At 74.0% G+C, this 20,135-nt stretch carries 17 protein-coding genes; 7 read left to right on the top strand and 10 right to left on the bottom strand.

The window, feature by feature from the left end; genetic code table 11:
* Positions 1–52: 52 nt before the first annotated feature.
* On the top strand, positions 53–2,602 hold the full coding sequence (locus ACIRQF_RS11455) for an FtsX-like permease family protein (protein WP_404091109.1): 2,550 nt from the start codon (positions 53–55) through the stop codon (positions 2,600–2,602).
* Positions 2,603–2,662: 60 nt separating this feature from the next.
* Here ACIRQF_RS11455 and ACIRQF_RS11450 read toward each other — a convergent pair whose 3' ends face one another.
* Positions 2,663–3,187 (bottom strand): ATP-binding protein, encoded by a 525-nt coding sequence (locus ACIRQF_RS11450; protein WP_376631392.1) that lies wholly within the window; start codon positions 3,185–3,187, stop codon positions 2,663–2,665.
* 190 nt (positions 3,188–3,377) lie between these two features.
* The gene (locus ACIRQF_RS11445; protein ID WP_376631390.1) at positions 3,378–3,668 is read right to left on the bottom strand and encodes a hypothetical protein; all 291 of its coding nucleotides are present in this window, start codon (positions 3,666–3,668) and stop codon (positions 3,378–3,380) included.
* Positions 3,669–4,034: 366 nt separating this feature from the next.
* Between ACIRQF_RS11445 and ACIRQF_RS11440 the strand changes: the two genes are divergently transcribed.
* Entirely contained in the window at positions 4,035–5,153 is a 1,119-nt protein-coding gene (locus ACIRQF_RS11440) for a PLP-dependent cysteine synthase family protein (RefSeq protein WP_404091106.1), read from the top strand.
* On the opposite strand, the gene ACIRQF_RS11435 is transcribed toward ACIRQF_RS11440, so the two are convergent.
* From ACIRQF_RS11435 to ACIRQF_RS11425, 3 genes are read right to left on the bottom strand one after another with little or no spacing between them, the layout of a single operon-like run.
* Positions 5,113–5,613, bottom strand: coding sequence for an SRPBCC family protein (locus ACIRQF_RS11435; protein WP_404091103.1), 501 nt, complete (start codon positions 5,611–5,613; stop codon positions 5,113–5,115). The genes ACIRQF_RS11440 and ACIRQF_RS11435 overlap by 41 nt on opposite strands.
* A gap of 56 nt (positions 5,614–5,669) precedes the next feature.
* The gene (locus tag ACIRQF_RS11430) at positions 5,670–6,104 is read right to left on the bottom strand and encodes an SRPBCC family protein (RefSeq protein WP_382478796.1); all 435 of its coding nucleotides are present in this window, start codon (positions 6,102–6,104) and stop codon (positions 5,670–5,672) included.
* Positions 6,101–6,952: a DeoR/GlpR family DNA-binding transcription regulator gene (locus ACIRQF_RS11425; protein WP_376631383.1), complete on the bottom strand. Its 852-nt coding sequence runs from the start codon at positions 6,950–6,952 to the stop codon at positions 6,101–6,103. Before ACIRQF_RS11425 ends, ACIRQF_RS11430 begins: the two co-directional genes overlap by 4 nt.
* Before the next feature lie 187 nt (positions 6,953–7,139).
* Here ACIRQF_RS11425 and ACIRQF_RS11420 point away from each other — a divergent pair, with 187 nt between their 5' ends.
* Positions 7,140–9,527 carry a hypothetical protein gene (locus tag ACIRQF_RS11420; protein WP_404091100.1) on the top strand — a complete coding sequence of 796 codons (2,388 nt, stop codon included), beginning with the start codon at positions 7,140–7,142 and terminating at the stop codon, positions 9,525–9,527.
* On the opposite strand, the gene ACIRQF_RS11415 is transcribed toward ACIRQF_RS11420, so the two are convergent.
* The 5 genes from ACIRQF_RS11415 to ACIRQF_RS11395 all read right to left on the bottom strand — a co-directional run bounded on the left by ACIRQF_RS11415 (position 9,497) and on the right by ACIRQF_RS11395 (position 16,032).
* A complete protein-coding gene (locus ACIRQF_RS11415) occupies positions 9,497–11,905 on the bottom strand; it encodes a right-handed parallel beta-helix repeat-containing protein (RefSeq protein ID WP_404091098.1) in 2,409 nt (802 codons plus the stop codon). The two genes, ACIRQF_RS11420 and ACIRQF_RS11415, sit on opposite strands and share 31 nt — an antisense overlap.
* A gap of 146 nt (positions 11,906–12,051) precedes the next feature.
* The gene (locus ACIRQF_RS11410; RefSeq protein ID WP_382478789.1) at positions 12,052–12,657 is read right to left on the bottom strand and encodes a hypothetical protein; all 606 of its coding nucleotides are present in this window, start codon (positions 12,655–12,657) and stop codon (positions 12,052–12,054) included.
* A 284-nt stretch (positions 12,658–12,941) separates the two neighbouring features.
* Complete coding sequence (locus tag ACIRQF_RS11405; RefSeq protein WP_404091095.1) at positions 12,942–13,775, bottom strand: MOSC domain-containing protein; 834 nt, start codon at positions 13,773–13,775, stop codon at positions 12,942–12,944.
* A gap of 37 nt (positions 13,776–13,812) precedes the next feature.
* The gene (locus tag ACIRQF_RS11400) at positions 13,813–14,340 is read right to left on the bottom strand and encodes a DUF6643 family protein (RefSeq protein WP_382478785.1); all 528 of its coding nucleotides are present in this window, start codon (positions 14,338–14,340) and stop codon (positions 13,813–13,815) included.
* 513 nt (positions 14,341–14,853) lie between these two features.
* Positions 14,854–16,032 (bottom strand): glycosyltransferase, encoded by a 1,179-nt coding sequence (locus ACIRQF_RS11395; RefSeq protein WP_404091090.1) that lies wholly within the window; start codon positions 16,030–16,032, stop codon positions 14,854–14,856.
* Between the two features lie 58 nt (positions 16,033–16,090).
* On the opposite strand from ACIRQF_RS11395, the gene ACIRQF_RS11390 reads away from it, so the two are divergent.
* The 4 genes from ACIRQF_RS11390 (at position 16,091) to ACIRQF_RS11375 (ending at position 20,115) form a co-directional block, all read left to right on the top strand.
* Positions 16,091–16,876 (top strand): glutamate racemase, encoded by a 786-nt coding sequence (locus tag ACIRQF_RS11390; RefSeq protein ID WP_404091088.1) that lies wholly within the window; start codon positions 16,091–16,093, stop codon positions 16,874–16,876.
* 59 nt (positions 16,877–16,935) lie between these two features.
* Complete coding sequence (locus ACIRQF_RS11385) at positions 16,936–17,493, top strand: hypothetical protein (protein ID WP_376631367.1); 558 nt, start codon at positions 16,936–16,938, stop codon at positions 17,491–17,493.
* A 501-nt stretch (positions 17,494–17,994) separates the two neighbouring features.
* Positions 17,995–19,584, top strand: coding sequence for an apolipoprotein N-acyltransferase (gene lnt, locus ACIRQF_RS11380; RefSeq protein ID WP_404091085.1), 1,590 nt, complete (start codon positions 17,995–17,997; stop codon positions 19,582–19,584).
* A gap of 48 nt (positions 19,585–19,632) precedes the next feature.
* Positions 19,633–20,115, top strand: a complete 483-nt coding sequence (locus ACIRQF_RS11375) for an NUDIX domain-containing protein (protein ID WP_389758661.1) — start codon at positions 19,633–19,635, stop codon at positions 20,113–20,115.
* The last annotated feature ends 20 nt before the right edge of the window (positions 20,116–20,135 follow it).

Raw genomic sequence — 20,135 nt, 5'->3', positions numbered from 1 at the left:
CCCGAGCCGGTGCCGGCTCCGGAGCCGGCACCACGGAAGGGGAGCGGTGAACATGAGCACCCTCCGCCTCGGCCTCGCCTCCCTGCGCGCCCACCGGCGCCGCTTCCTGGGCACCTTCGCCGCGGTCCTGCTCGGCGTCGGGTTCCTCACCGGCACCCTGGTCATGGGTGACACCCTCCGGGGCAGCTTCGACACGCTCTTCGGCAACGCCAACAGCGGCACGGACGCCGTCGTGCGCAGCACGAGCGTGGTGACGGTCGCGGGGGAGGGCCAGGGCACCCGCAGCCCCGTCGCCGCAGCCCTCGCCGAGCGCCTCGCGAAGGTCCCCGGCGTGGCCGCCGCCGTCCCCCGCGTCGAGGGCGCGGGCCAGCTCGTCGGCGCCGACGGCCGGCCGATCGGCGGCAAGGGGCCGCCCACGCTCGCCGGCAACTGGATCCAGGACCCGGAACTCAATCCGTACGCCCTCGCCGAGGGCCGCGCCCCGCAGAGGAGCGGCGAGGTCGTCGTCAACCGGGGCGCCGCCGAGACCGGCGGCCTCACCCTCGGCTCCACCACGGTCCTGCGCACCCCCGACCCCCTGCGGGTCACCGTCGTCGGCCTCGCCACCTTCGGCGGTGCGGACGGCATGGGGCAGGTGACCTACACCGGGCTGACCCGCGCCGACGCCGAGAAGTACCTGACCCCGAAGGCCGGAGGGGCGACGGACATCCTCGTCAGGGCCGGCCCCGGCACCTCCCAGGGCGAACTGGTCGCCGCGCTCGGCCCCGCCCTCCCCGAGGGCGTCGAGGCCATCACCGGACAGCAGGCCACCGACGAGAGCAACGACATGATCTCCGGCCGCTTCCTCACCCTGTTCACCACCTTCCTGCTGGTGTTCAGCGGGGTCGCCCTGCTGGTCTCCGTCTTCTCCATCCACAACACCTTCGCCATCGTCGTCGCCCAGCGCACCCGTGAGAACGCCCTGCTGCGCGCTCTGGGCGCCGCCCGCCGCCAGGTCGTCACCATGACGCTGGCCGAGGCCGTCGCCGTCGCGGTCCTCGCCTCCGCGGCCGGACTCCTCGGCGGCATCGGCATCGCGGCCGGGCTGCAGGCCCTGTTCCCGGCCGTCGGCTTCGCCTTCCCCGAGGGCGACCTGGTGATCAGCGGGGCCTCGCTGGCCCTGCCGTTCGGCGTCGGGCTCGCCGTCTGCGTCGGCTCGGCCCTGCTCCCCGCCGTCCGGGCCGGGCGAACCGCCCCGCTCGCCGCGCTGCGCGAGACCGCCGTCGACGACCCGGCCGCCTCCCGCACCCGTACCGCGGCCGGCGCCGGACTCCTCGCCCTGGCCGTGGGCCTGGTCCTGGTGGGCGTCCTGGCCACGCCGTCGCTGTGGCTCGCGGGGACCGGCGCGGTCCTCGCCCTCGCCGCCTTCGTCGTCCTGGGCCCGGTGGCCTCCTCGTACGCGATCCGGGTCCTCGGCGGTCCGCTGCGCGGCGCCAACCGCGGGCTCGCGCGCCGCAACGCGCTGCGCAGCCCCCGCCGGACCGCGGCCACCGCCACGGCGCTCATGATCGGTGTCGCCGTCGTCTCGCTCTTCACCGTCTTCGGCGCCTCGCTCAAGGCGACCATGGACGACACGGTCTCCCGTTCCTTCGCGGGCGACGTGGCCGTCAGCGCGCCGTCGTTCGGCGCGGGCGGCAGTGGGCTCAGCCCGCGCCTCGCCCCCGCCGTGGCCGAGCTGCCCGAGGTGGACACCGCCGTGGGGCTCGGCAAGGGGCTCGCGGAGGTCGACGGCCGGGGCCGCGCCCTCACCGTCACCGACCCGGTCGCGCTGGCCCGCACCTTCGACCTCGGGGCCGTACGCGGCTCGCTGGCCGGGCTCGGTACGAACGGGATCGCGGTCGCCGACGACGAGGCCGAGCGCTACGGGCTCACGCCGGGACGGACGGCCGAACTGGCCTTCACCGACGGCACCCGGCGCATCTTCACCGTCCGTGCCGTGTACGAACGAGCCGACCTGGCCGGCGACTACGTCGTGACCCGCGAGGCCTGGGCCCCGCACCGTACCCAGGACACCGACCGGCTCGTCGCCGTCGGCTTCAGGGACGGCGTCGCGGCCGACGCGGGCAAGGCGGCCGTCGAAGGCGTCGCCGCGCGGTACGGCAGTCCGGAGGTGCAGACGCGCGACGAGTACGCGGCGTCCTCGGCGGCCGGCATCGACATGATGCTGACGCTCGTCTACGCGCTGCTCGCCCTCGCCGTGCTGATCGCCCTGCTCGGCATCGCCAACACGCTGACCCTCGCCGTCCACGAGCGCACCCGCGAGCTCGGCCTGCTGCGCGCGGTCGGCCAGACCAGGTCCCAGCTGCGGGCCATGGTCCGCTGGGAGTCCGTGCTGGTCGCCGCCTTCGGCACCACCGGCGGACTGCTGCTCGGCGGCTTCCTCGGCTGGGTCCTGGTGCGCGCCTCCGACGGCGCCTCGGACGGCGCGTTCAGCTTCGCGCTGCCTCCGGTCCAGCTGGCGGCCGTCGCGCTGATCGGCCTGGCCGCGGGCGCGGTCGCCGCCTGGCGCCCGGCCCGGCGGGCGGCCCGCCTGGACGTGCTGCGGGCCATCGCGACGGAGTGAGGGCACGGCGCCGCCCGTCGGATCGTGGATCCGGAGGATCGGATCCGGGGTCCGACGCGGTCAGCCCGCCAGCGAGTCGACCAGACTCGGTCCGCCCGCACGGCCCGCTCCCACGAGGGGGCCGTCGGTCGTGGCGCCGTACGCCGTGAGGGCGTGGGGGACGACGGCGACGGGGGAGGGCGGCGCCTGGAGGGTGAACCAGACCGCCTTCCCGGCGTCCCCGTGCGGGCGGACGCCCCAGCTCTCGCTCATCGCCTGGATGATGGCGAGGCCCCGGCCCGACGTGGCGAACTCGGGGTCCGCGTCGTCGGGTTCGGGCACGTCCGGTATCCGCGGATCGTTGTCGCGGACGGACACGGTGAGACGGTCGAGCAGCAGTTCCACCTCGACGGTGCACATCTTGTCGGGCTGGGCGTGCCGGTGAACGTTGGTCAGGAGCTCGGTGACACCGAGCGTGGCATGGTCGACCAAGGCGTCGAGCTGCCAGTGGCGCAGATGCGCCGAAACGATTCTGCGGACCTGACCGATCCGCGACGGCAGGGCCTGGAGCTCCACCGTGCAATACCTGCTGGGCTCGCTGATCACGGCTGCGACTCCCCGAAGTAGGTCAAGAAGACGGAGATTCGGATCTGTCATGCGGTGTAGCAGGACGGTGGCTGGTTCGCAGCGTCACCGCCGGTAAACCCTCGGTGAGGTGGTTCCAGGGTGAACCAGGGGTGACAGTGCTGCAACTCGCGGCGACGCGCCCCAGGTCGGGGGCGTGCCGGACGTCGGTTCAGGGCCGTGGCGTCGGCTTCGTCGTCGCCCTCTTCAGGACGTCGAGCAGCCGGCCCGAGCCCGAAATCCGGTAGCGCGTGCCGTTGACCGTCGCCACCGCCTCGTCCGGCTTCGCGAACCAGGGCCGGCCCGCCCGCACCGTGCCCAGCGGCGCACTGTCGATCTCGCTGCCGTAGCTGGTCAGCAGGGACAGGCGGCCGTCCTCGATGCGGACCTCGCCCGCGCGGGTGAGCGACCGCGGCCAGCGGTCGATCCGTACCCCGGTGGCCGTGAACTCGGGCTCCGTCATGGTGCTCCGCCCCCTTCGCGCAGGCTGCCTGTCCCCAGTGTGCCGGGCCCGGGGCCGCGGCACCAGAACGGCACCGCAACAGCGCCCGACGTGCACCGGGATCCGTCCGGGGAGCCGCACCGGGAGGCGACGCCCCGGTCCTCGCCGGACCGGCGCCGCGAGCGCGCGGGACGCGCTCCGAAGAAGGCGCGGAAACGGCCTGCCCACCCCCTGCCCACGCCGTCTGCGAGGGATCCCCACGGGGCGTCTGCAAGGGATCCCTATGGCCCCCCAAAGAGAACGTTTGCCCAGGTGAGAGCGGTATTGTCGAAGGGTGGGCACCCCCGTGGGCAACCCCCTGGGCAGCACGAGAAGAGGCACGCACGCATGACCAGCACCGCAAGCCCGATGGCCACCGTCGACGTCGACCGCAGCGACACCGAGTACCGCTCCTGGCTCAAGGAAGCCGTCCGTAAGGTCCACGCCGACGCCAACCGCTCGGCCGACACCCATCTGCTGCGCTTCCCGCTTCCGGACAGCTGGGGCATCGACCTCTACCTCAAGGACGAGTCGACCCACCCCACCGGCAGCCTCAAGCACCGGCTCGCCCGCTCGCTGTTCCTCTACGGCCTCTGCAACGGCTGGATCCGGCCCGGCGCCCCCGTCATCGAGGCCTCCAGCGGTTCGACCGCCGTCTCCGAGGCGTACTTCGCCAAGCTCATCGGCGTCCCCTTCATCGCCGTCATGCCCCGCACGACCAGCCCCGAGAAGTGCCGCCTGATCCAGTTCCACGGCGGCCAGTGCCACTTCGTGGACGACTCGCGCACCATGTACGAGGAGGCCGCCGCGCTCGCCGCGCGCACCGGGGGCCACTACATGGACCAGTTCACGTACGCCGAGCGGGCCACCGACTGGCGCGGCAACAACAACATCGCCGAGTCGATGTACGAGCAGCTGAAGCTGGAGCGCTACCCGGAGCCCGCGTGGATCGTCGCCACGGCCGGCACCGGCGGCACCTCCGCGACCATCGCCCGCTACGTGCACTACATGCAGCACGACACCCGCGTCTGCGTCGCCGACCCGGAGAACTCCTGCTTCTTCGACGGCTGGACCCACCACGACCCGGACGCCGCCAGCGACTGCGGCTCGCGGATCGAGGGCATCGGCCGGCCCCGCATGGAGCCGAGCTTCGTCCCCGGCGCCATCGACCGCATGATGAAGGTGCCGGACGCGGCGAGCGTGGCCGCCGTCCGCGCCCTGGAGGGCGCCATCGGCCGCAAGGCGGGCGGCTCCACGGGCACCGGCCTGTGGAGCGCGCTGAAGATCGTCGCGGAGATGGTCGCCGAGCGGCGCAGCGGCAGCGTCGTCACCCTGATCTGCGACGGCGGGGAGCGCTACCTCGACAAGTACTACTCCGACGACTGGCTGGCCTCCCAGGGCCTCGACATCGCGCCGTACGCCGCCACTATCGACCGGTTCCTGGCGACGGGAGTCTGGCCGGAGTGAGCCGCCGGTCCAGATTGCGCATCGCGCCCCGGAAGGACCGGCCGACGCCCGGCCGGGCCAGTCGCATCGCCATGCGGCAGGGGCCGTTGCCGTCGACCGCCATGGTCCAGCGGACCTGCGTGCCGGCCCCGGCGGGGGAGAGGGCCCACTCCTCCAGAAGGGCCGACAAGCCGGGCGCGTTGGTCTCGTCGACCCGGTAGGCGTAGCGGGTGGCCGGGTCGGTCGCCAGGATCGTCTCGCGGAACTCGACCCCGCCCCGCAGCCGTATCGTCCGGCCGGCGCCGCCGTCGATCGGCGCCGCGGCCGTGACGGCCGTGAACCACGTGGGCGTGCTGGCCAGCTCGACCGCGAGCGACCGGTAGACGGCCGTGGGCGGAGCGGCCAGTTCGGTGCTGAACACCAGGCGCAGGGGCGCGGAGTCGGTGAAGTCGAGCTCCACCGGCCGGAGTCGGCGTGCCATGGGCCGTACCTTCCGTCGGACGGATCGTGGTCCCTTACACCGTAGTTGACGAACCGTCAGTTGCGCAGCAGTCCGTCCAGCGCCCGGCCGAACACCACGCGCCCCGCGGCCGCGAGGACGGGGTCGAAGAGCCCGGGCACGCCCCGCAGCCGCAGCTCCTCCGTCCACCGGACCCGGCTCCCCGAGCCCTCACCGGCCACCTCGAACATCGCCCAGCCGAGCACCACCCGGCCGTGCTTCACCAGCCGGCACACGCCCGGCCGGCCCGGCTCGGGCGGCTCGAACCGCACCACTTCCATGGGATCCTCGAACGCGAGGCGGCCCGGACCCGTCCGTGCCGAGAACCGGGTCCCGACGCCGGACGGCCCCGCCGTCAGCACCGTGGTGCGGGTGAACGGCACCTGGGCGCCGTGCGCGGGCCAGTCCGTGAGCCGCCGCCACACCTCCGCGGGCGGCAGGCCCACGGCGCGCTCCACCCGGAAACGGCTCACTCCGCCTCCTCCGTGGCGCCGTCCGCGCCCTCCTCGCCCGCCACCACGAGTCCCGGCAGGTGCTCGGCCATCTCCTCGCGCACCGGCAGGGACAGCCCCCGGTCCGTCACCAGGGTGTCCACCTCGTCCAGCGTCGCGAACGAACTCAGGCCCACCGTGCCCCACTTGGTGTGGTCCGCGACCACCACCACCCGCCGCGCCGAGCACAGCAGACGCCGGTTCGTCTCCGCCTCCGCCAGGTTCGGCGTCGACAGGCCCGCCTCCACCGAGACGCCGTGCACCCCGAGGAACAGCGCGTCGAAGTGCAGCGAACGGATCGCCTGGTCGGCCACCGGCCCCACCAGCGCGTCCGACGGCGTCCGCACCCCGCCCGTGAGCACCACCGTCGCCGCCCCCGGCCGGGCCTCGCCGCCCGAACCCGCGTACTGCGCCTCGTAGAACACGTCCGCGACCCGCACCGAGTTCGTGACCACCGTCAGGTCCGGCACGTCGAGCAGATGGCGGGCCAGCGCGTACGTCGTCGTGCCGCCCGACAGGGCGATCGCCGTACCCGGCCGCACCATCGCCGCGGCGGCCCGGGCGATCTCCTCCTTGGCGCCCAGTTCGAGCGCCGACTTCGCCTCGAAACCCGGCTCGTGGGTGCTCGCCTCGACCACCGGCACCGCGCCGCCGTGCACCTTGGCCAGCATGCCCTGCCGGGCCAGCGCGTCCAGATCCCGGCGGACGGTCATGTCGGAGACGTTGAGACGCCGGGTCAGTTCGTTGACCCGGACCCCTCCGCGCCGGCGGACCTCGTCGAGAATCAGGGCGCGCCGCTGCTCCGCGAGGAGGTTCTGATTGTCACTCACCGCCGGGCCGGTCCTTTCGAAGGGAAATGAAACGGGGTAAAGGGGTAGAGGGGCGTCGGATTCGGTGAGGACCGTGCCGTACGGCACAGCCGTCCGCGATCCTGGTGCCTGCCGTCGCATCCTCCCACCCCGGATCCTCCCATTCAGAGAGCGAGTCCCCGAAGTGTCCCCTGCCACACCCGACCCGATGACCGGGGGCGCGGCGCTCGAACTGCTCGTCCACGGCGTGGGCGGCACCACCGCGGCCGACATGCTCGACGACCCGCGCACGGTACGGGTCACCGGCGACCGGACGGCCGCGATGTACCGCTGCCGGGACGACGCCGACGCCGAGGACCACCCCGAGCGGTACGCCGACCGCCCCGTCCCCGAGGCGTACTGCTGGTCCAACCTGACCTCCGGCAACGGCGCCCGCGCCCTGTGGCTGCTGCTCCTGCCGTTCATGGTCGCCAACCTCGCCCACTGGATGCGGCCGCCCACCGAGGGCCGCGCCGGACTCGTACGGCTGTACGGCGTCCTCGTCCGGCTCGTCGCGCTCACCCTCACCGTCCTGCTCACCGCGGCCGCCTGCGAGGTCGCCCTCGACCTGACGGCCTGGCAGTGCGCGGGTTCCGGCCCCTGCGCCGGACAGCGCTCCTGGCTCGGCTTCCTCTCCGCCGAACGCGGCGGCTGGTGGTCCCAGCCCGGCCGCCGCCTCACCCTCGCCGCCCTCGTCCCCACCGCGCTCGTCGGCCTGCTCTGGTACCTGTCCAACCGCACCTGGAGCGCCTACGAGGCCCAGCGGCCGCCCACCGGATACGACGCCGACCCCACCGACCCCCAGGGGTCCGCGTCCGACACCGAGGCCGCCGACGCCACCAGCCCCACCGGGACCACCCCGGTCGAGCAGCGCCCCGCCCTCGGCCGGCCCGGCTTCTGGTACGGGCGCCGGCTCGTCGCCCGGCTGCGCGCCGCCCACACCACCGCCGGGTTCCTCACCGTCGCCGCCGCCCTCACCGTGGCCACCGGTGGGCACGACCACCGCGCCGTCCCCGGCTCGCTCTCCGAAGTCCTCGGCCGGGTCCTCCAGGGCGCCGTCGCGGTCCTCGCCATCGTCGTGCTCTGGGTGGTGTGCCGGCGCGGCCGCAGCGAGAACCGGCTCGACCTGCGCATCGAGCGCGCCCTCGTCTCCTGGCTGCCCGCCACCTCTCTGCTGCTGCTCACCCTCATCGCCGTGCACACCGCCTGGTCCCGCCCGAGCTGGCGTACCACCGGCACCCTGCCCGGCGACGCCGTCTTCGGCCTCCTCACCCTCGCCCAGGGCGCGCTCGTCGTGGCCCTCGGCGTGGTCGCCCTGCTCCTCCACCGTCCGCGCCGCGACCCCCGCACCGCCCTGTTCGGCCTCGGCGGACCCGCCACCGCCATGCTGGCCTGCGCCCTCGGCGGCGTCATGTCCGGCGGCGTCGCGCAACGGGTCGCCGACTGGCTCGACGGGTCCGGCACCCCCGGCGCCGGGGACGGGCTCATCACCGGACCGCCCGTCCTGCTCAGCTGGCAGGCCTCCGTCATCCCGGTGCTGCTCCTGCTGCTCCTCGTGCCCGGCGCACTGCTCGTCGCCCGCGCCGTGCTCACCGCCCGCCGGCTCCGCCCCGTCGTCGACACCGCCTACGGGGCCGAGGACCCCGACCGGCTGCGCACCGACCAGATCGCGGCCGGCCGGGCCCGCGCCGGACTCACCGACTCCGCGCCCGTCCTCATCGGCGTCGTCTCCGGCGCCACCCTCCTGCTCGGCGCGGCCTCCGTCGCCGGCGCGTGGGCCAGCGGCAACGTTCCCGGGCGCGCCTTCGACGGCGCCCACCCCGCGATCGCCTCCGCCGCCACCGCGGCCCAGGCACTCGGCTCCTGGATGATCGGCTTCGGCTTCCTGCTCTTCGTCACCTGGGGCCGCCGCGCCTACAAGGACCCCTCCGCCCGCCGCACCATCGGCATCCTGTGGGACGTCGGCACCTTCTGGCCGCGCGCCGCCCACCCCTTCGCCCCGCCCTGCTACGCCGAGCGCGCCGTCCCCGACCTCACCTGGCGGATGAGCTCCTGGACCCGGCAGACCGGCGGACGGCTCGTCATCTCCGGGCACTCCCAGGGCAGCGTCCTCGCCGCCGCCGCGGTCTGGCAGCTGCCGCCGGTCACCCGCGGCCGGGTCGCGCTGCTCACCTACGGCTCGCCTCTCGAACGCCTCTACGGACGCTGGTTCCCCGCCTACTTCGGCCCCGAGTCGCTGCGCGGACTGCACCGCACCGTCCACTGCTGGAGCAATCTCTACCGGGCCACCGACCCCATCGGCGGCCCCGTCCGGGTCCCCGCCGAGGACGACCGGCCGGCCGTCGACCGTCCCGAGCTCCTCGACCCCGTCGTGTACGGGCGCACCCCCCTCCACCCGCTGCCCGAACCGATCCTGGGGCACTCCGACTACCAGGCCGACCCCGCCTTCGCCGCCGCGCGCGCCGCACTGCTCGACCGCCTGCCGCCACCCGCGCTGCCCCGGCAGCGCGACAACGACGAGGCTCCTCAGGGGAGTTCGGGAAGGTCCTCCGGATAGAGCAGGGTCAGGTCGTCCGTGCTCGGATCCGCGAGCGCGGCGACCCGCCCCGCGTGCCGCTCCACCATCGACTCGAAGGTCTGGCGCGCCGTACGCCCGTTGCCGAACGTCGGGCCCTTCGGCAGCGCGGTGAAGTACTTCAGCAGGGCCTCGCCGCTGCCGGGGCTCAGCCGGTACTCGTGGTCCTCCGCCTGCTGCTCGACGATCCGCAGCAGCTCCTCCGGCACGTAGTCGGAGAACGTGATGGTCCGTGAGAACCGCGACGCCACTCCCGGGTTGACGGTCAGGAAGCGCTCCATCTCCGCCGTGTAGCCGGCGACGATCACCACGACCGCGTCGCGGTGGTCCTCCATCAGCTTCACCAGCGTGTCGATCGCCTCACGCCCGAAGTCCCGCCCCGAGTCCTCGGGGGACAACGCGTACGCCTCGTCGACGAACAGCACGCCGCCGCGGGCCCGTTCGAAGGCCTCCTGGGTACGGATCGCCGTCGAGCCGATGTGCTCGCCGACGAGGTCGACCCGGGACACCTCCACCAGATGGCCGCGCTCCAGGACGCCGAGGGCGGCCAGGATCTCGCCGTACAGCCGCGCCACGGTCGTCTTGCCCGTGCCGGGGTTCCCCGTGAACACGAGGTGGCGGCGCGCCGACACCACCTTGAGGCCCGCCTCGTGACGCCGGCGGCCCACCTCGATCATGTTGGTGAGGGTCCGCACCTCGTGCTTGACGCTCTCCAGGCCCACCAGGGCGTCGAGTTCGCCGAGCACCTCGTGCGACGAGCGCGCCGCCACCGGATCCGGCGCGGCGGCCGGCACCGTGGCGGGCGTGCGCGGCGCCGGGACCGTGCCCAACAGCCCGCCCGACTGCGTCGCGGTCAGGACGCTGCCCGGCTCGGGAGCGGGAGGGGTGCGCACCTGGCTCTCGTCACTGGTGCAGTCCTCGGCGACCATCCCCTCCTCGGGGAACTCGTAACCGCCGCGCGCGCACCGCTCCGTGCGGCACTTGCGCAGCGTCGTCCGGCAGCCGTCCATGACATGGAAGCCGTAGCCGCCGCTGCCCGTCACCCGGCAGTTGTGGAAGGAGCCGCGGCCCTCCGCCGACACGTAGAAGCCGGCCTCGGCAGGCGAGGTGACCGTGCAGCGCTCGACGGTCGGATCGGCGCCCTTGGTGACGATCACCCCGGTCTGCACGGCGTCGATCGTGCAGCCGCCGAGGGTGCCGCCGCTGCCGTGGTCCCGGAACCAGGCACCCGTGGACGCCTCCCGGATCCGGCAGTCGTCCAGCTGGGCGGTCGCCCCGTCGCTCACCGACACGGCCGTGTTGCGCACCTGCGACAGGTCGCTGTCGACGACGTCCGCGCGCGAACCCCGGTCCAGCACGAACAGCGCGTCGGGCACGTCGTGCACCCGGCACGCGTCGAGCACGGCGGTCGCCCCGTCGCTGACCCAGACGGCCGGATAGTCACCGGTGCTGTCGTGGATCTCGCACTGGTTGGCGTCGACCCGCGTCCCCGGGTCCCACACGGACAGGCCGTTGCGACCGAACCGCCGCACCGTCGAGCGGGTCAGCGTCAGGACTGAGCGCGACCGCAGGTCGACCGCGTTCTCGGGGATGTCGTGGATGTCGCAGTCGGACAGCGTCAGCACCGCGTCCGTGTCGAGGGTGATGCCGTCGGCGGAGGTCCGGTGCACGGTCGAGTCGCTCAGGTGCGCGGCTGCCCGGGAAGCGATCTGCAGACCCGTGCCCTTGATCTCGTACACCTCGCAGCCGATGCCCTCCAGGCCACTGCCCTCGCCGTTGACGCTGATCCCGGCGCCCGAGGCGTGGTGCACCCGGCAGCGTTCGAGCCGGGGGTGGGCGCCGCCGCGCACCGAGACCCCCGCCTGCCCGGCGGAGACGATCTCGCACTCCTCGAAGACGCCGCCCGCGCCGTCGAGCACGGCGATGCCGACACCGGCCGGATTGTCGACCGTGACCCGGCGGACCGTGGGCCGCGCGGCGCCCCGCACCTCGATCCCGGCGGCCGACCGGGTCACGATCCGCAGGTCGAGCAGCTCGGGTGTGCCGTCCTCGACGAGCAGCGCGGGCGCGGCCGCGTCCTGCCCCTCGATGTGCAGGTCCTGCAGCGTGGCCGAGGCCCGTACGGTCAGCGGCACCCCGTCCACGGGCGCGATCCGCACCGACCCGACCGCCCCGTCGCCTCCCCGCAGGGTGACGGCCCGCTGGACCACGAGGTTCTCCCGGTACGTGCCCGGGGCCATGGTGAGGACGTCCCCGTCGCCCGCGGCCTCCAGGGCGGCGGCGAGGGAGGCGTACTCGCCCGTGCGGCGCCGCCACCGCGACGTGCCGGTGTGCGTCACCTGGACCGTGCCCTGTGCCATGGGTGTGCTCTGCCCCCGCCTCGTGCGTCGACGCTGACCCGGGATCCTGCGTCCGGATCTCGGAGCCAGGGTCCTGATGCGATGCCCCACCGTAGCGCGCGCGGCGCCGCCGGGTTGACGCGTCGTCCGCGTCCCCCGCCACGGCGTCAGCTGCCCGTCCCCGTACGCCCCCAGTCGGGACCGGCCTGGGCCCAGGCGCGGTCCAGATGTGCGTACCGTCGCCGCACCAGTCGGTGTACGACCACCCGCCGGGCGGTCTCTATCAGGAGGCCCACGAGCAGCGCGACGGTGAGTCCCGCGATCAGGGCGTGCGCCCGGGCCGTTCCGGCGGCCATCGGCGGGGTCACCGCCCGCCCGCTCCGGTCGGTGTACAGCGGGAAGGTGTCACCGGGGTGCGCGTGCGCCCGGTCGGTGGTCACGGTGCCGGTCCTGCGGCTGCCGTCCGGCGCGGCCCAGTCCGCCACGACGGCGGGCCTGAGCCGCTGCTCCCCGGCCAGCTCGGCGGCCCGCTCCCCGGCGGGGGTGTCGGCGGTCCGCACCACCCGGGCGACCGTCGCGACCCGCTCCTGGTGCTGCACCCGCACGGAACGCTGGAGCGAGGCGTCGGCGGAGACGACGGCGGCCCAGCCGGCCAGCGGCACGGCCAGGCACAGCAGTACGGCGGCGGTCAGCGCCACCCAGGCCTCGACCAGGTCCGTGGTCCGGCGCAGGGGATTGTGCCGCCAGCGCCAGATTCCGGTGGCTGCGCGCACGCTCCGCACCCCCTCGTCTCGTCGACGGCCCGGCGCGGGCCCTTGGGCGGTTGCCGTTCTTCCAACGAGTGTCCCCCCGGGGTGGGTTCCGCGCCTGTCGGGACCGATTTCCGCGAGGTACGGGGAGGGGTGCGGCCCGTGGCCGGGTGCGGGGCACGTCCGGGACACGTGCGGAACAGGTCCGTGAGCGTGCGCGGGGCTTCTCCGGCCGGTGGGCGGTCCGCGGTGTGCGGTCCCCGGTGTGCGGTCCGCGGTGTGCCCGCCGGTGTGCGGGGCCGGGAAGGTCAGTCGAGGATTTTGACGGGGTCGCCGACCCGGATGATCCCGCGGTGCTCGGGGACCAGGTTCTGGCCGAAGATCAGCCGGTTGCCGTCCTTGCGGTGCCGGGCCAGGGTGCGCAGCGGCTCCTTGCCCCGCTCCGCCGTCTCCTGGTCGGTGGTGGTGACCACGCAGCGGCCGCAGGACCGGGGGACGCGGAAGGCGACGTCGCCGATGGAGATCCGCCGCCAGCCGTCCTCGGCCCAGGGCGCGGTGCCGTCGACGACCACGTTGGGCCGGAAACGGTTCATGGGCAGCGGGCCCTCGTCGGGGTGATCGCCCTGGGCGATGAGGGAGTTGAGGGCGTCGAGCGAGGCGCTCGTGGTGACGAGCAGCGGAAAGCCGTCGGCGAAGCTCACGGTCTCGCCCGGCAGGGCGTAGTCCGGGTCGACGGGACGCCGGTGGGCCGGGTCGTCCATGTGCGTGAGGCGCACCTCGCTGTCGAGGTAGGCGCTGAACCACGCGTCCGCCGCGGGATCGGCCGGAACCGCCTCCACGACGGTGCCGAAGACGTCCACCGGGATCGTGCCGAGCGCGGTGGACGGGTGCGGAACCTCCACCGTCAGCGTCTCGCGACCGGGCGCGGACAGTGTGACCGCGCCGTCCCCCGACAACGCGGCCGACGCCAACGCCAGCCGTGCGTGCTGGCGTTGGGTCACGACCTTGCCCGCGGTGTCCACGACGGCCCAGCGGCGGTCACCGGCCAGTCCCCATGGCTGGACCTCCGCCTCGGCGGGTGAGAACCCGCGCAGTGCTTTGACCGGGTGGACATGGACGGAGCGCAAGACAGGATTCGGCATGTCCTCATCCTGCCAGTCGCTTCGTCCGATCCGAAGATCAGTATCCGCGGCCCTGGTAGGGGCGGTTGTACGGGTCGTCGTACGACGCGGGCGCCGGGCGGGGGGCCGCCGGGCGCATCGCCTCGTAGCCGGCGGGCGCCGGACGCTGCGGCTGCGGCGCCTGCGGGCCGGGGTAGCCGCGCGGGGCGACGGGCTGCTGCGGGATGTACGGCGCCGGCGCCTGCTGCAGCGGCACGGGGGCCATCAGCTGCGTGGCCGGGGCCATGTGCGCGGCGGGAGCCATCTGCGGTGCGGGCTGCGGATAGCCGTAGCCGCCGTTGCCGCCGTACGCGGGTGCGGGCTGCGGGGTGGGTGCCGCCGGGAGGGCGGGCAGGGCGGCGGGCAGCGCCGGCAGGTAGCTGCTGCTTCCGGAGAAGCCGCCGGGGGTGTCGTACACGGAGGGCACTCGGATCGGGGCGATCTGAGGCGTGCCCCGCTCTGCGACGAGGGAGTCGTAGATGGGGGTGTCGGGGAACGACGGCGCGGTGTAGTAACCGCCTCCGTAGGTGGAGCGCGGGGAGGTCATGGCCATAAGTTAAGCCCACGATGTGCTGGTTGGGGAGACCGATAAGAGGGTTGTTTGACGGGTTCGTTGAGACCGCCCAACGGCAATGTGAGCGAATCTGTCAAAAACGGTCGCCCCGGGGATGGGTGATCTTGAAAAACCCAAGCTCGGGAGGGGTTACCCGCGGGTCACGCAGAGTGCCCGGCATGCCCGGTCCCTGTTCTGCGTAAAGGAATCTTGATGCGGCGGGAGCCGCAATGTCGCGGGACGTTCATGCTTAAGGGAGCCAATGTTCCGCTGACGGCGCGTGAGATCCGGGCGGAATTGACGTGGCGTTCGGGAACGGACGTCCCTGACGTCGGGGCCTCGACGCTGCTTCTCGTCCCGGGAAAGGTGCGCTCGGGCGCGGACTTCGTTTTCTCCGAGCAGCAGGTGCCCCCGGCTTCGACGGCGGACCCCGACCGTCATCCTCACCGTGCGGAACGGCGCCCCGACCGGCAGACGAAGTGGCGGCCCGCCGTCAGATGACGCCGTTCACCGGTCCGGCGCGGCCTCGGGACGGGCGTACGTGCGCCCCTTCCACGCCGCACCCCGGCCCCGGTGATGCTGGACCGCCGAGTCCACGGTCATCAGCAGATAGAGCAGGGCGGTGAACGGCAGCAGCGGGGCGAGCCAGGGCGGCTGGCGGTAATAGCGGAGCATCGGCAGATACGTGCCCGTCATCACCGCCCAGGCCAGCCCGCCGGCCCACGCCGCCCGGGCGTCCCCCGCCCACAGCCCGGCCACCAGCGTCAGCGGAGGCGCCAGATAGACGAGCGCGAGGCCGGCGACCGTACCCGCGAGCAGCGGCGGGCTGTGCCGGAGCTGCGTGTACGCGCTCCGCGAGACCATCCGCCACAGGTCGCCCAGGCGCGGATACGGGCGGATGCTGTCCACCCGGTCCGCGAGTCCGAGCCAGACCCGGCCGCCCGCCCGCCGGACCGCCCGGGCCAGTGACACGTCGTCGATCACCGCCTGCCGGATCGCCTCCGGCACCCGGGCCCGCTCCGCCGTCTCCGACCGCAGCAGCACGCACCCGCCCGCCGCCGCCGTCGCCAGCGGGCGCCGCCGGTTGATCCAGCGGAACGGATACAGCTGGCAGAAGAAGTAGACGAAGGCCGGCACGATCAGCCGCTCCCAGCCGCTCGTCACCCGCAGCCGCGCCATCTGCGACACCAGATCGAGCCGGTGGCCCGTCGCCGCCGCGACGAGCAGGCGCAGACTGTCCGGCTCGTGCGCGATGTCCGCGTCCGTCAGGAGGAGGAATTCGGGCCCACGCGCGCGTGCCAGCGTCATTCCGTGCCGCAGCGCCCAGAGCTTGCCCGTCCAGCCCGGCTCCGGCTCGCCCGGTCGGGCCACCGTCAGCGGCAGCCCGCCCTGGCGTCGCGCGAGCTCCTCGGCCAGGGGGCCCGTGCCGTCGGTGCTCCCGTCGTCCACGAGGATCACCTCCGCCCGCCCCGGATAGTCCTGCGCCAGCAGCGAGGGCAGGCTCAGTGGCAGCACCTCGGCCTCGTCCCGTGCCGGGACGACCACCACGACCGCCGGCCACCGCTCCGGAGCGGTGCCGACCGGTGCCGGCAGGCGCTGGTCCGTACGCCAGAAGAAGCCCTGGCCGAGCAGCAGCCATCCCCAGACGGACAGAGAGGCGATCGCGATCCAGGCAAGGGGGCTCATTCGCCGCAGTCTGCCCCAGATCGCCGGGGAATCAAGGGCGGTCGGCTAGGGTGACCGGGTGAAGATCGCGCTCATGGATTCCGGAATCGGCCTGCTCCCGGCAGCTGCGGCGGTCCGCGGCATGCGGCCCGACGTGGATCTGGTGCTCTCCTCCGACCCCGACGGCATGCCATGGGGCCCCCGCACGCCGGAGGACCTCACCGAGCGTGCCCTCGCCGTCGCCCGGGCCGCCGCCGCGCACGGCCCCGCCGCGCTGATCGTCGGCTGCAACACCGCGACCGTCCACGCCCTGCCGGCCCTCCGCGCCGCGCTGGAGCCGCACATCCCCGTCATCGGCACCGTCCCGGCCGTCAAGCCGGCGGCGGTCGGCGGCGGCAAGGTCGCCATCTGGGCGACCCCGGCCACCACCGGCAGCCCGTACCAGCGGGGCCTGATCCGCGACTTCGCGGACGGCGCCGAGGTCACCGAGGTGCCCTGTCCCGGACTCGCCGACGCCGTCGAGCACGGCGACGCCGACGCCGTACGCCGGGCCGTCGCGGCCGCGGCCGCGCTCACCCCCCTGGACGTACGGGCCGTGGTCCTCGGCTGCACCCACTACGAACTCGTCGCCGACCTCATCCGGGACGCGCTGCGCCGCACCGACCACCCGCCCGTCGTTTTGCACGGCTCCGCCGGGGCAGTCGCCGCACAGGCGCTGCGGCGGATCGGCGTCGGGGCCGACCCCGCGGCGGCCCCCACGGGCGGACTTACCGTGCTCCTGAGCGGGCGTACGGGCGAACTCCCGCCGGCCGCGCTCGGCTACGCGGAAGGCCGCCTCCTCGGAGCGGCGACCGCCGCGCGCTGAGCGTGTCCGGACGGCTCCGCTGAGGCGCCGACCCGGCGGAACGTGCTTAGGCTGTCACCATGAGGGACCACTCCCCGAAACCGGGTCCCGAGGGACCCGTGACCCCGGTCTGGACCGGACGAGCGACCAACCGGATGCAATGGCTTCCGGCCGTCGCCGGAGTCGCCTGCCTGGCGCTCGGCATCACGCTCGCCGTCGAGTCGCCCTGGACCTCGGGCATCGCACCCCTGCTCATGGCCGTCATCGGCTGCGTCGCCGCCGGCCTCCTCGTGCTCTTCGGCACGCTCGCCTTCGTCCACGTCGCGGTCCGCGTCGACGCCCGCGCGATGGAGGTGCGCTGCGGGCACATCGGCGTGCCGCGCCGGCGCATCCCCCTCTCCCACGTCGTCGGCGCCGACTTCGAGCCGTCCGTCACCCCGCGCCAGTGGGGCGGCTGGGGCTACCGCTGGCGTCCCGAGAAGGGCACGGCGGTCGTCGTGCGGCGGGGTGAGGGCCTGGTGCTGCGGCTCGGCGACGGGCGCACCTTCACGGTCACCGTGGACGACGCGGAATCGGCCGTGACGGTCATCCGCGCCCTCCTTCACCGCGCCACGCCGCCCACGCCGACAGGCGCGTAACCGGACCGTTGTCCGCGGGCACGCCAGCCCCGTGGCGGGCACGCCCGCCCCGTGGGTCCCGCGGAGGGACCCCGTGTGTTCACGGGGGCCGGTGGCTCCGCGGGGGTGGGGGTGTCCGGACTGCGAGCTTCCCTTCGCTTCGCTCGGGAAGGTCGCCGCCACGTCCGGACACCCCCACCCCCGCGGAGCCACCGGCCCCCTTCCCGTCGTTGTCGGCTTCCCCTGGGTGGGGGTGTTGGCTCCTTTTCGGCGTCGTCGGCTCTCCCTGGGTGGGAGTGTTGGCCCCCTTCCCGTCGTCGTCGGCTCTCCCTGGGAGGAGGTGTTGGCCGTTTCTCGGCGTCGTCGGCTTTCCCTGGGTGGGAGGGGTTGGCCCTTTCCCGTCGTCGTCGGCTCACCTTGGGTGGGAGGCGTCGGCCCATCCCGTCGTCGGCTTTCCCAAGGGGAGGCGCTTCCTTGATCCGTGCTGCCGCAGGCTCGGGCGGGCGCCGTAGACTCCCGGACGTGAGCACCACCATCGCACCGTCCGACGTGCCCGAGTCCGTCCCCGCCCCCGAGCGGGCCCGTGGGGTGCGGCGGCTGTTGCGGCCCGGTGCCGCCGCGCTGTCCGGGGTGCTGTTGTTCCTGAGCTTCCCGCCCCGGCCCCTGTGGTGGCTCGCCCTGCCCGCGTTCGCGCTGCTCGGCTGGACGCTGCGCGGCCGCCGGCTGCGGGCCGGGTTCGGGCTCGGCTATCTGGCGGGGCTCGGCTTCCTGCTGCCGCTGCTCGTGTGGACCGGCGAGGAGGTCGGCCCGGTTCCGTGGGTGGCGCTCGCCGCCGTGGAGGCGCTGTTCGTCGCGGCCGTCGGCCTCGGGATCACCGCCGTGTCGCGGCTCCCCGCCTGGCCGGTGTTCGCCGCCGCCGTGTGGATCCTCGGCGAGGCGGCACGCGCGCGCGTGCCGTTCGGCGGCTTTCCCTGGGGCAAGATCGCCTTCGGCCAGGCCGACGGGATCTTCCTGCCGCTCGCGGCCGTGGGCGGCACTCCGGTCCTGGGCTTCGCGGTGGCACTCTGCGGTTTCGGCCTGTACGAGCTGGTGCGCCAGGTCCGGGCCCGGCGCGCGGCCGCCCGCGGTCCGATCGCCGCCGCCGCGCTCGCCGTCCTCGTCCCGGTGACCGGTGCCGTCGCGGCCCTGCCGCTGGTGTCGGACGCCGCGGAGGACGGCACCGCCACGGTCGCCGCCGTGCAGGGGAACGTGCCCCGCCTCGGCCTGGACTTCAACTCCCAGCGGCGCGCGGTCCTCGACAACCACGCCAACCGCACCCGCGAGCTGGCCGCGGAGGTGAAGGCGGGCCGCGAGCCGCAGCCCGACTTCGTGCTCTGGCCGGAGAACTCCTCCGACATCGACCCGTACGCCAACCCCGACGCGTACGAGGTGATCGACGAGGCGGTGCGCGAGGTGAACGCGCCGACCGTGATCGGCTCCGTCATCGCCCCGGAGACCGGCAAGCTGCGCAACACCCTCGTCCAGTGGGACCCGGACAAGGGCCCGGTCGCCGAGTACGACAAGCGGCACGTGCAGCCCTTCGGCGAGTACATCCCGATGCGGTCCTTCGTACGGCTCTTCAACAGCGACGTCGACCGGGTCCGCCGCGACTTCGGCCCCGGGAACAAGGTCGGCGTCTTCGACCTCGCCGGCACGAAGGTGGGTCTCGCGACCTGCTACGAGGCGGCCTTCGACTGGGCGGTGCGCGACACCGTGACGCACGGCGCCCAGCTGATCACCGTGCCCAGCAACAACGCCACCTTCGGCCGCAGCGAGATGACCTACCAGCAGCTCGCGATGTCCCGGGTGCGCGCCGTCGAGCACAGTCGCAGCGTGGTCGTCCCCGTCACCAGCGGCGTCAGCGCGATCATCGAGCCGGACGGGAAGATCGTGGCGGAGACGAAGCTCTTCACGCCCGACGTGCTCGTCGAGAAGGTGCCGCTGCGGTCCTCGCTGACCCCGGCGACCCGGATGGGCACCCTGCCGGAGGCGCTGCTCGTCGCGGTCGCCGCGGCCGGTCTCGGCTGGTCGGCCGCCCGGTCCGTACGCGCCCGCAGGGCCGGCGCGGCCTGAGCGCGAGGGGCCCGGGTGGCCCCCGCCGAGATGATCTAGGGTCGGTACATGGGCACCCCCGACTTCATCCGAGACATCCGCGCCTCCGCCGGGCACCAGCTCCTCTTCCTGCCGGGCGTCTCCGCCGTCGTCTTCGACGACAGCGGACGCGTGCTGCTCGGTCGGCGGGCGGACACCGGAAGGTGGGCCATCGTGGGCGGCATCGTCGAGCCCGGCGAACAGCCCGCCGCGTGTGCCGTGCGCGAGGTCTACGAGGAGACGGGTGTGCGCTGCGAGGTGGAGCGGGTGGTGCTCGTGCAGACCCTGCGGAAGCCGGTCGTGTACCCCAACGGCGACACGTGCCAGTTCATGGACGTGTCGTTCCGCTGCCGGGCCGTCGGCGGCGAGGCGCGGGTCAACGACGAGGAGTCCACGGAGGTCGGCTGGTTCGCGCTGGACGCTCTGCCGGAGATGAAGCGCTTCTCGTACTTCCGGATCGAGCAGGCGCTCAAGGACGAACCCACATGGTTCGACCCCACGACCCTGGGCTGAACTATGTGTTCAACGCACAT

The sequence above is a fragment of the Streptomyces sp. NPDC101191 genome (assembly GCF_044767915.1).
Lineage (GTDB): Bacteria > Actinomycetota > Actinomycetes > Streptomycetales > Streptomycetaceae > Streptomyces.
The sequence above is the reverse complement of the archived record's forward strand: the minus strand, read 5'-3'. Positions and strand labels throughout refer to the sequence as shown.

What these genes read in the sequence shown, in the direction of transcription:
- ACIRQF_RS11395 (WP_404091090.1), bottom strand. Translation starts at nt 16,032, where the DNA reads ATGAGCCCCCTTGCCTGGATCGCGATCGCCTCTCTGTCCGTCTGGGGA.
- ACIRQF_RS11385 (WP_376631367.1), top strand. Translation starts at nt 16,936, where the DNA reads ATGAGGGACCACTCCCCGAAACCGGGTCCCGAGGGACCCGTGACCCCG.
- ACIRQF_RS11435 (WP_404091103.1), bottom strand. Translation starts at nt 5,613, where the DNA reads ATGGCACGCCGACTCCGGCCGGTGGAGCTCGACTTCACCGACTCCGCG.
- ACIRQF_RS11405 (WP_404091095.1), bottom strand. Translation starts at nt 13,775, where the DNA reads ATGCCGAATCCTGTCTTGCGCTCCGTCCATGTCCACCCGGTCAAAGCA.
- ACIRQF_RS11375 (WP_389758661.1), top strand. Translation starts at nt 19,633, where the DNA reads ATGGGCACCCCCGACTTCATCCGAGACATCCGCGCCTCCGCCGGGCAC.
- ACIRQF_RS11445 (WP_376631390.1), bottom strand. Translation starts at nt 3,668, where the DNA reads ATGACGGAGCCCGAGTTCACGGCCACCGGGGTACGGATCGACCGCTGG.
- ACIRQF_RS11455 (WP_404091109.1), top strand. Translation starts at nt 53, where the DNA reads ATGAGCACCCTCCGCCTCGGCCTCGCCTCCCTGCGCGCCCACCGGCGC.
- ACIRQF_RS11400 (WP_382478785.1), bottom strand. Translation starts at nt 14,340, where the DNA reads ATGACCTCCCCGCGCTCCACCTACGGAGGCGGTTACTACACCGCGCCG.
- ACIRQF_RS11420 (WP_404091100.1), top strand. Translation starts at nt 7,140, where the DNA reads ATGACCGGGGGCGCGGCGCTCGAACTGCTCGTCCACGGCGTGGGCGGC.
- ACIRQF_RS11415 (WP_404091098.1), bottom strand. Translation starts at nt 11,905, where the DNA reads ATGGCACAGGGCACGGTCCAGGTGACGCACACCGGCACGTCGCGGTGG.
- ACIRQF_RS11440 (WP_404091106.1), top strand. Translation starts at nt 4,035, where the DNA reads ATGACCAGCACCGCAAGCCCGATGGCCACCGTCGACGTCGACCGCAGC.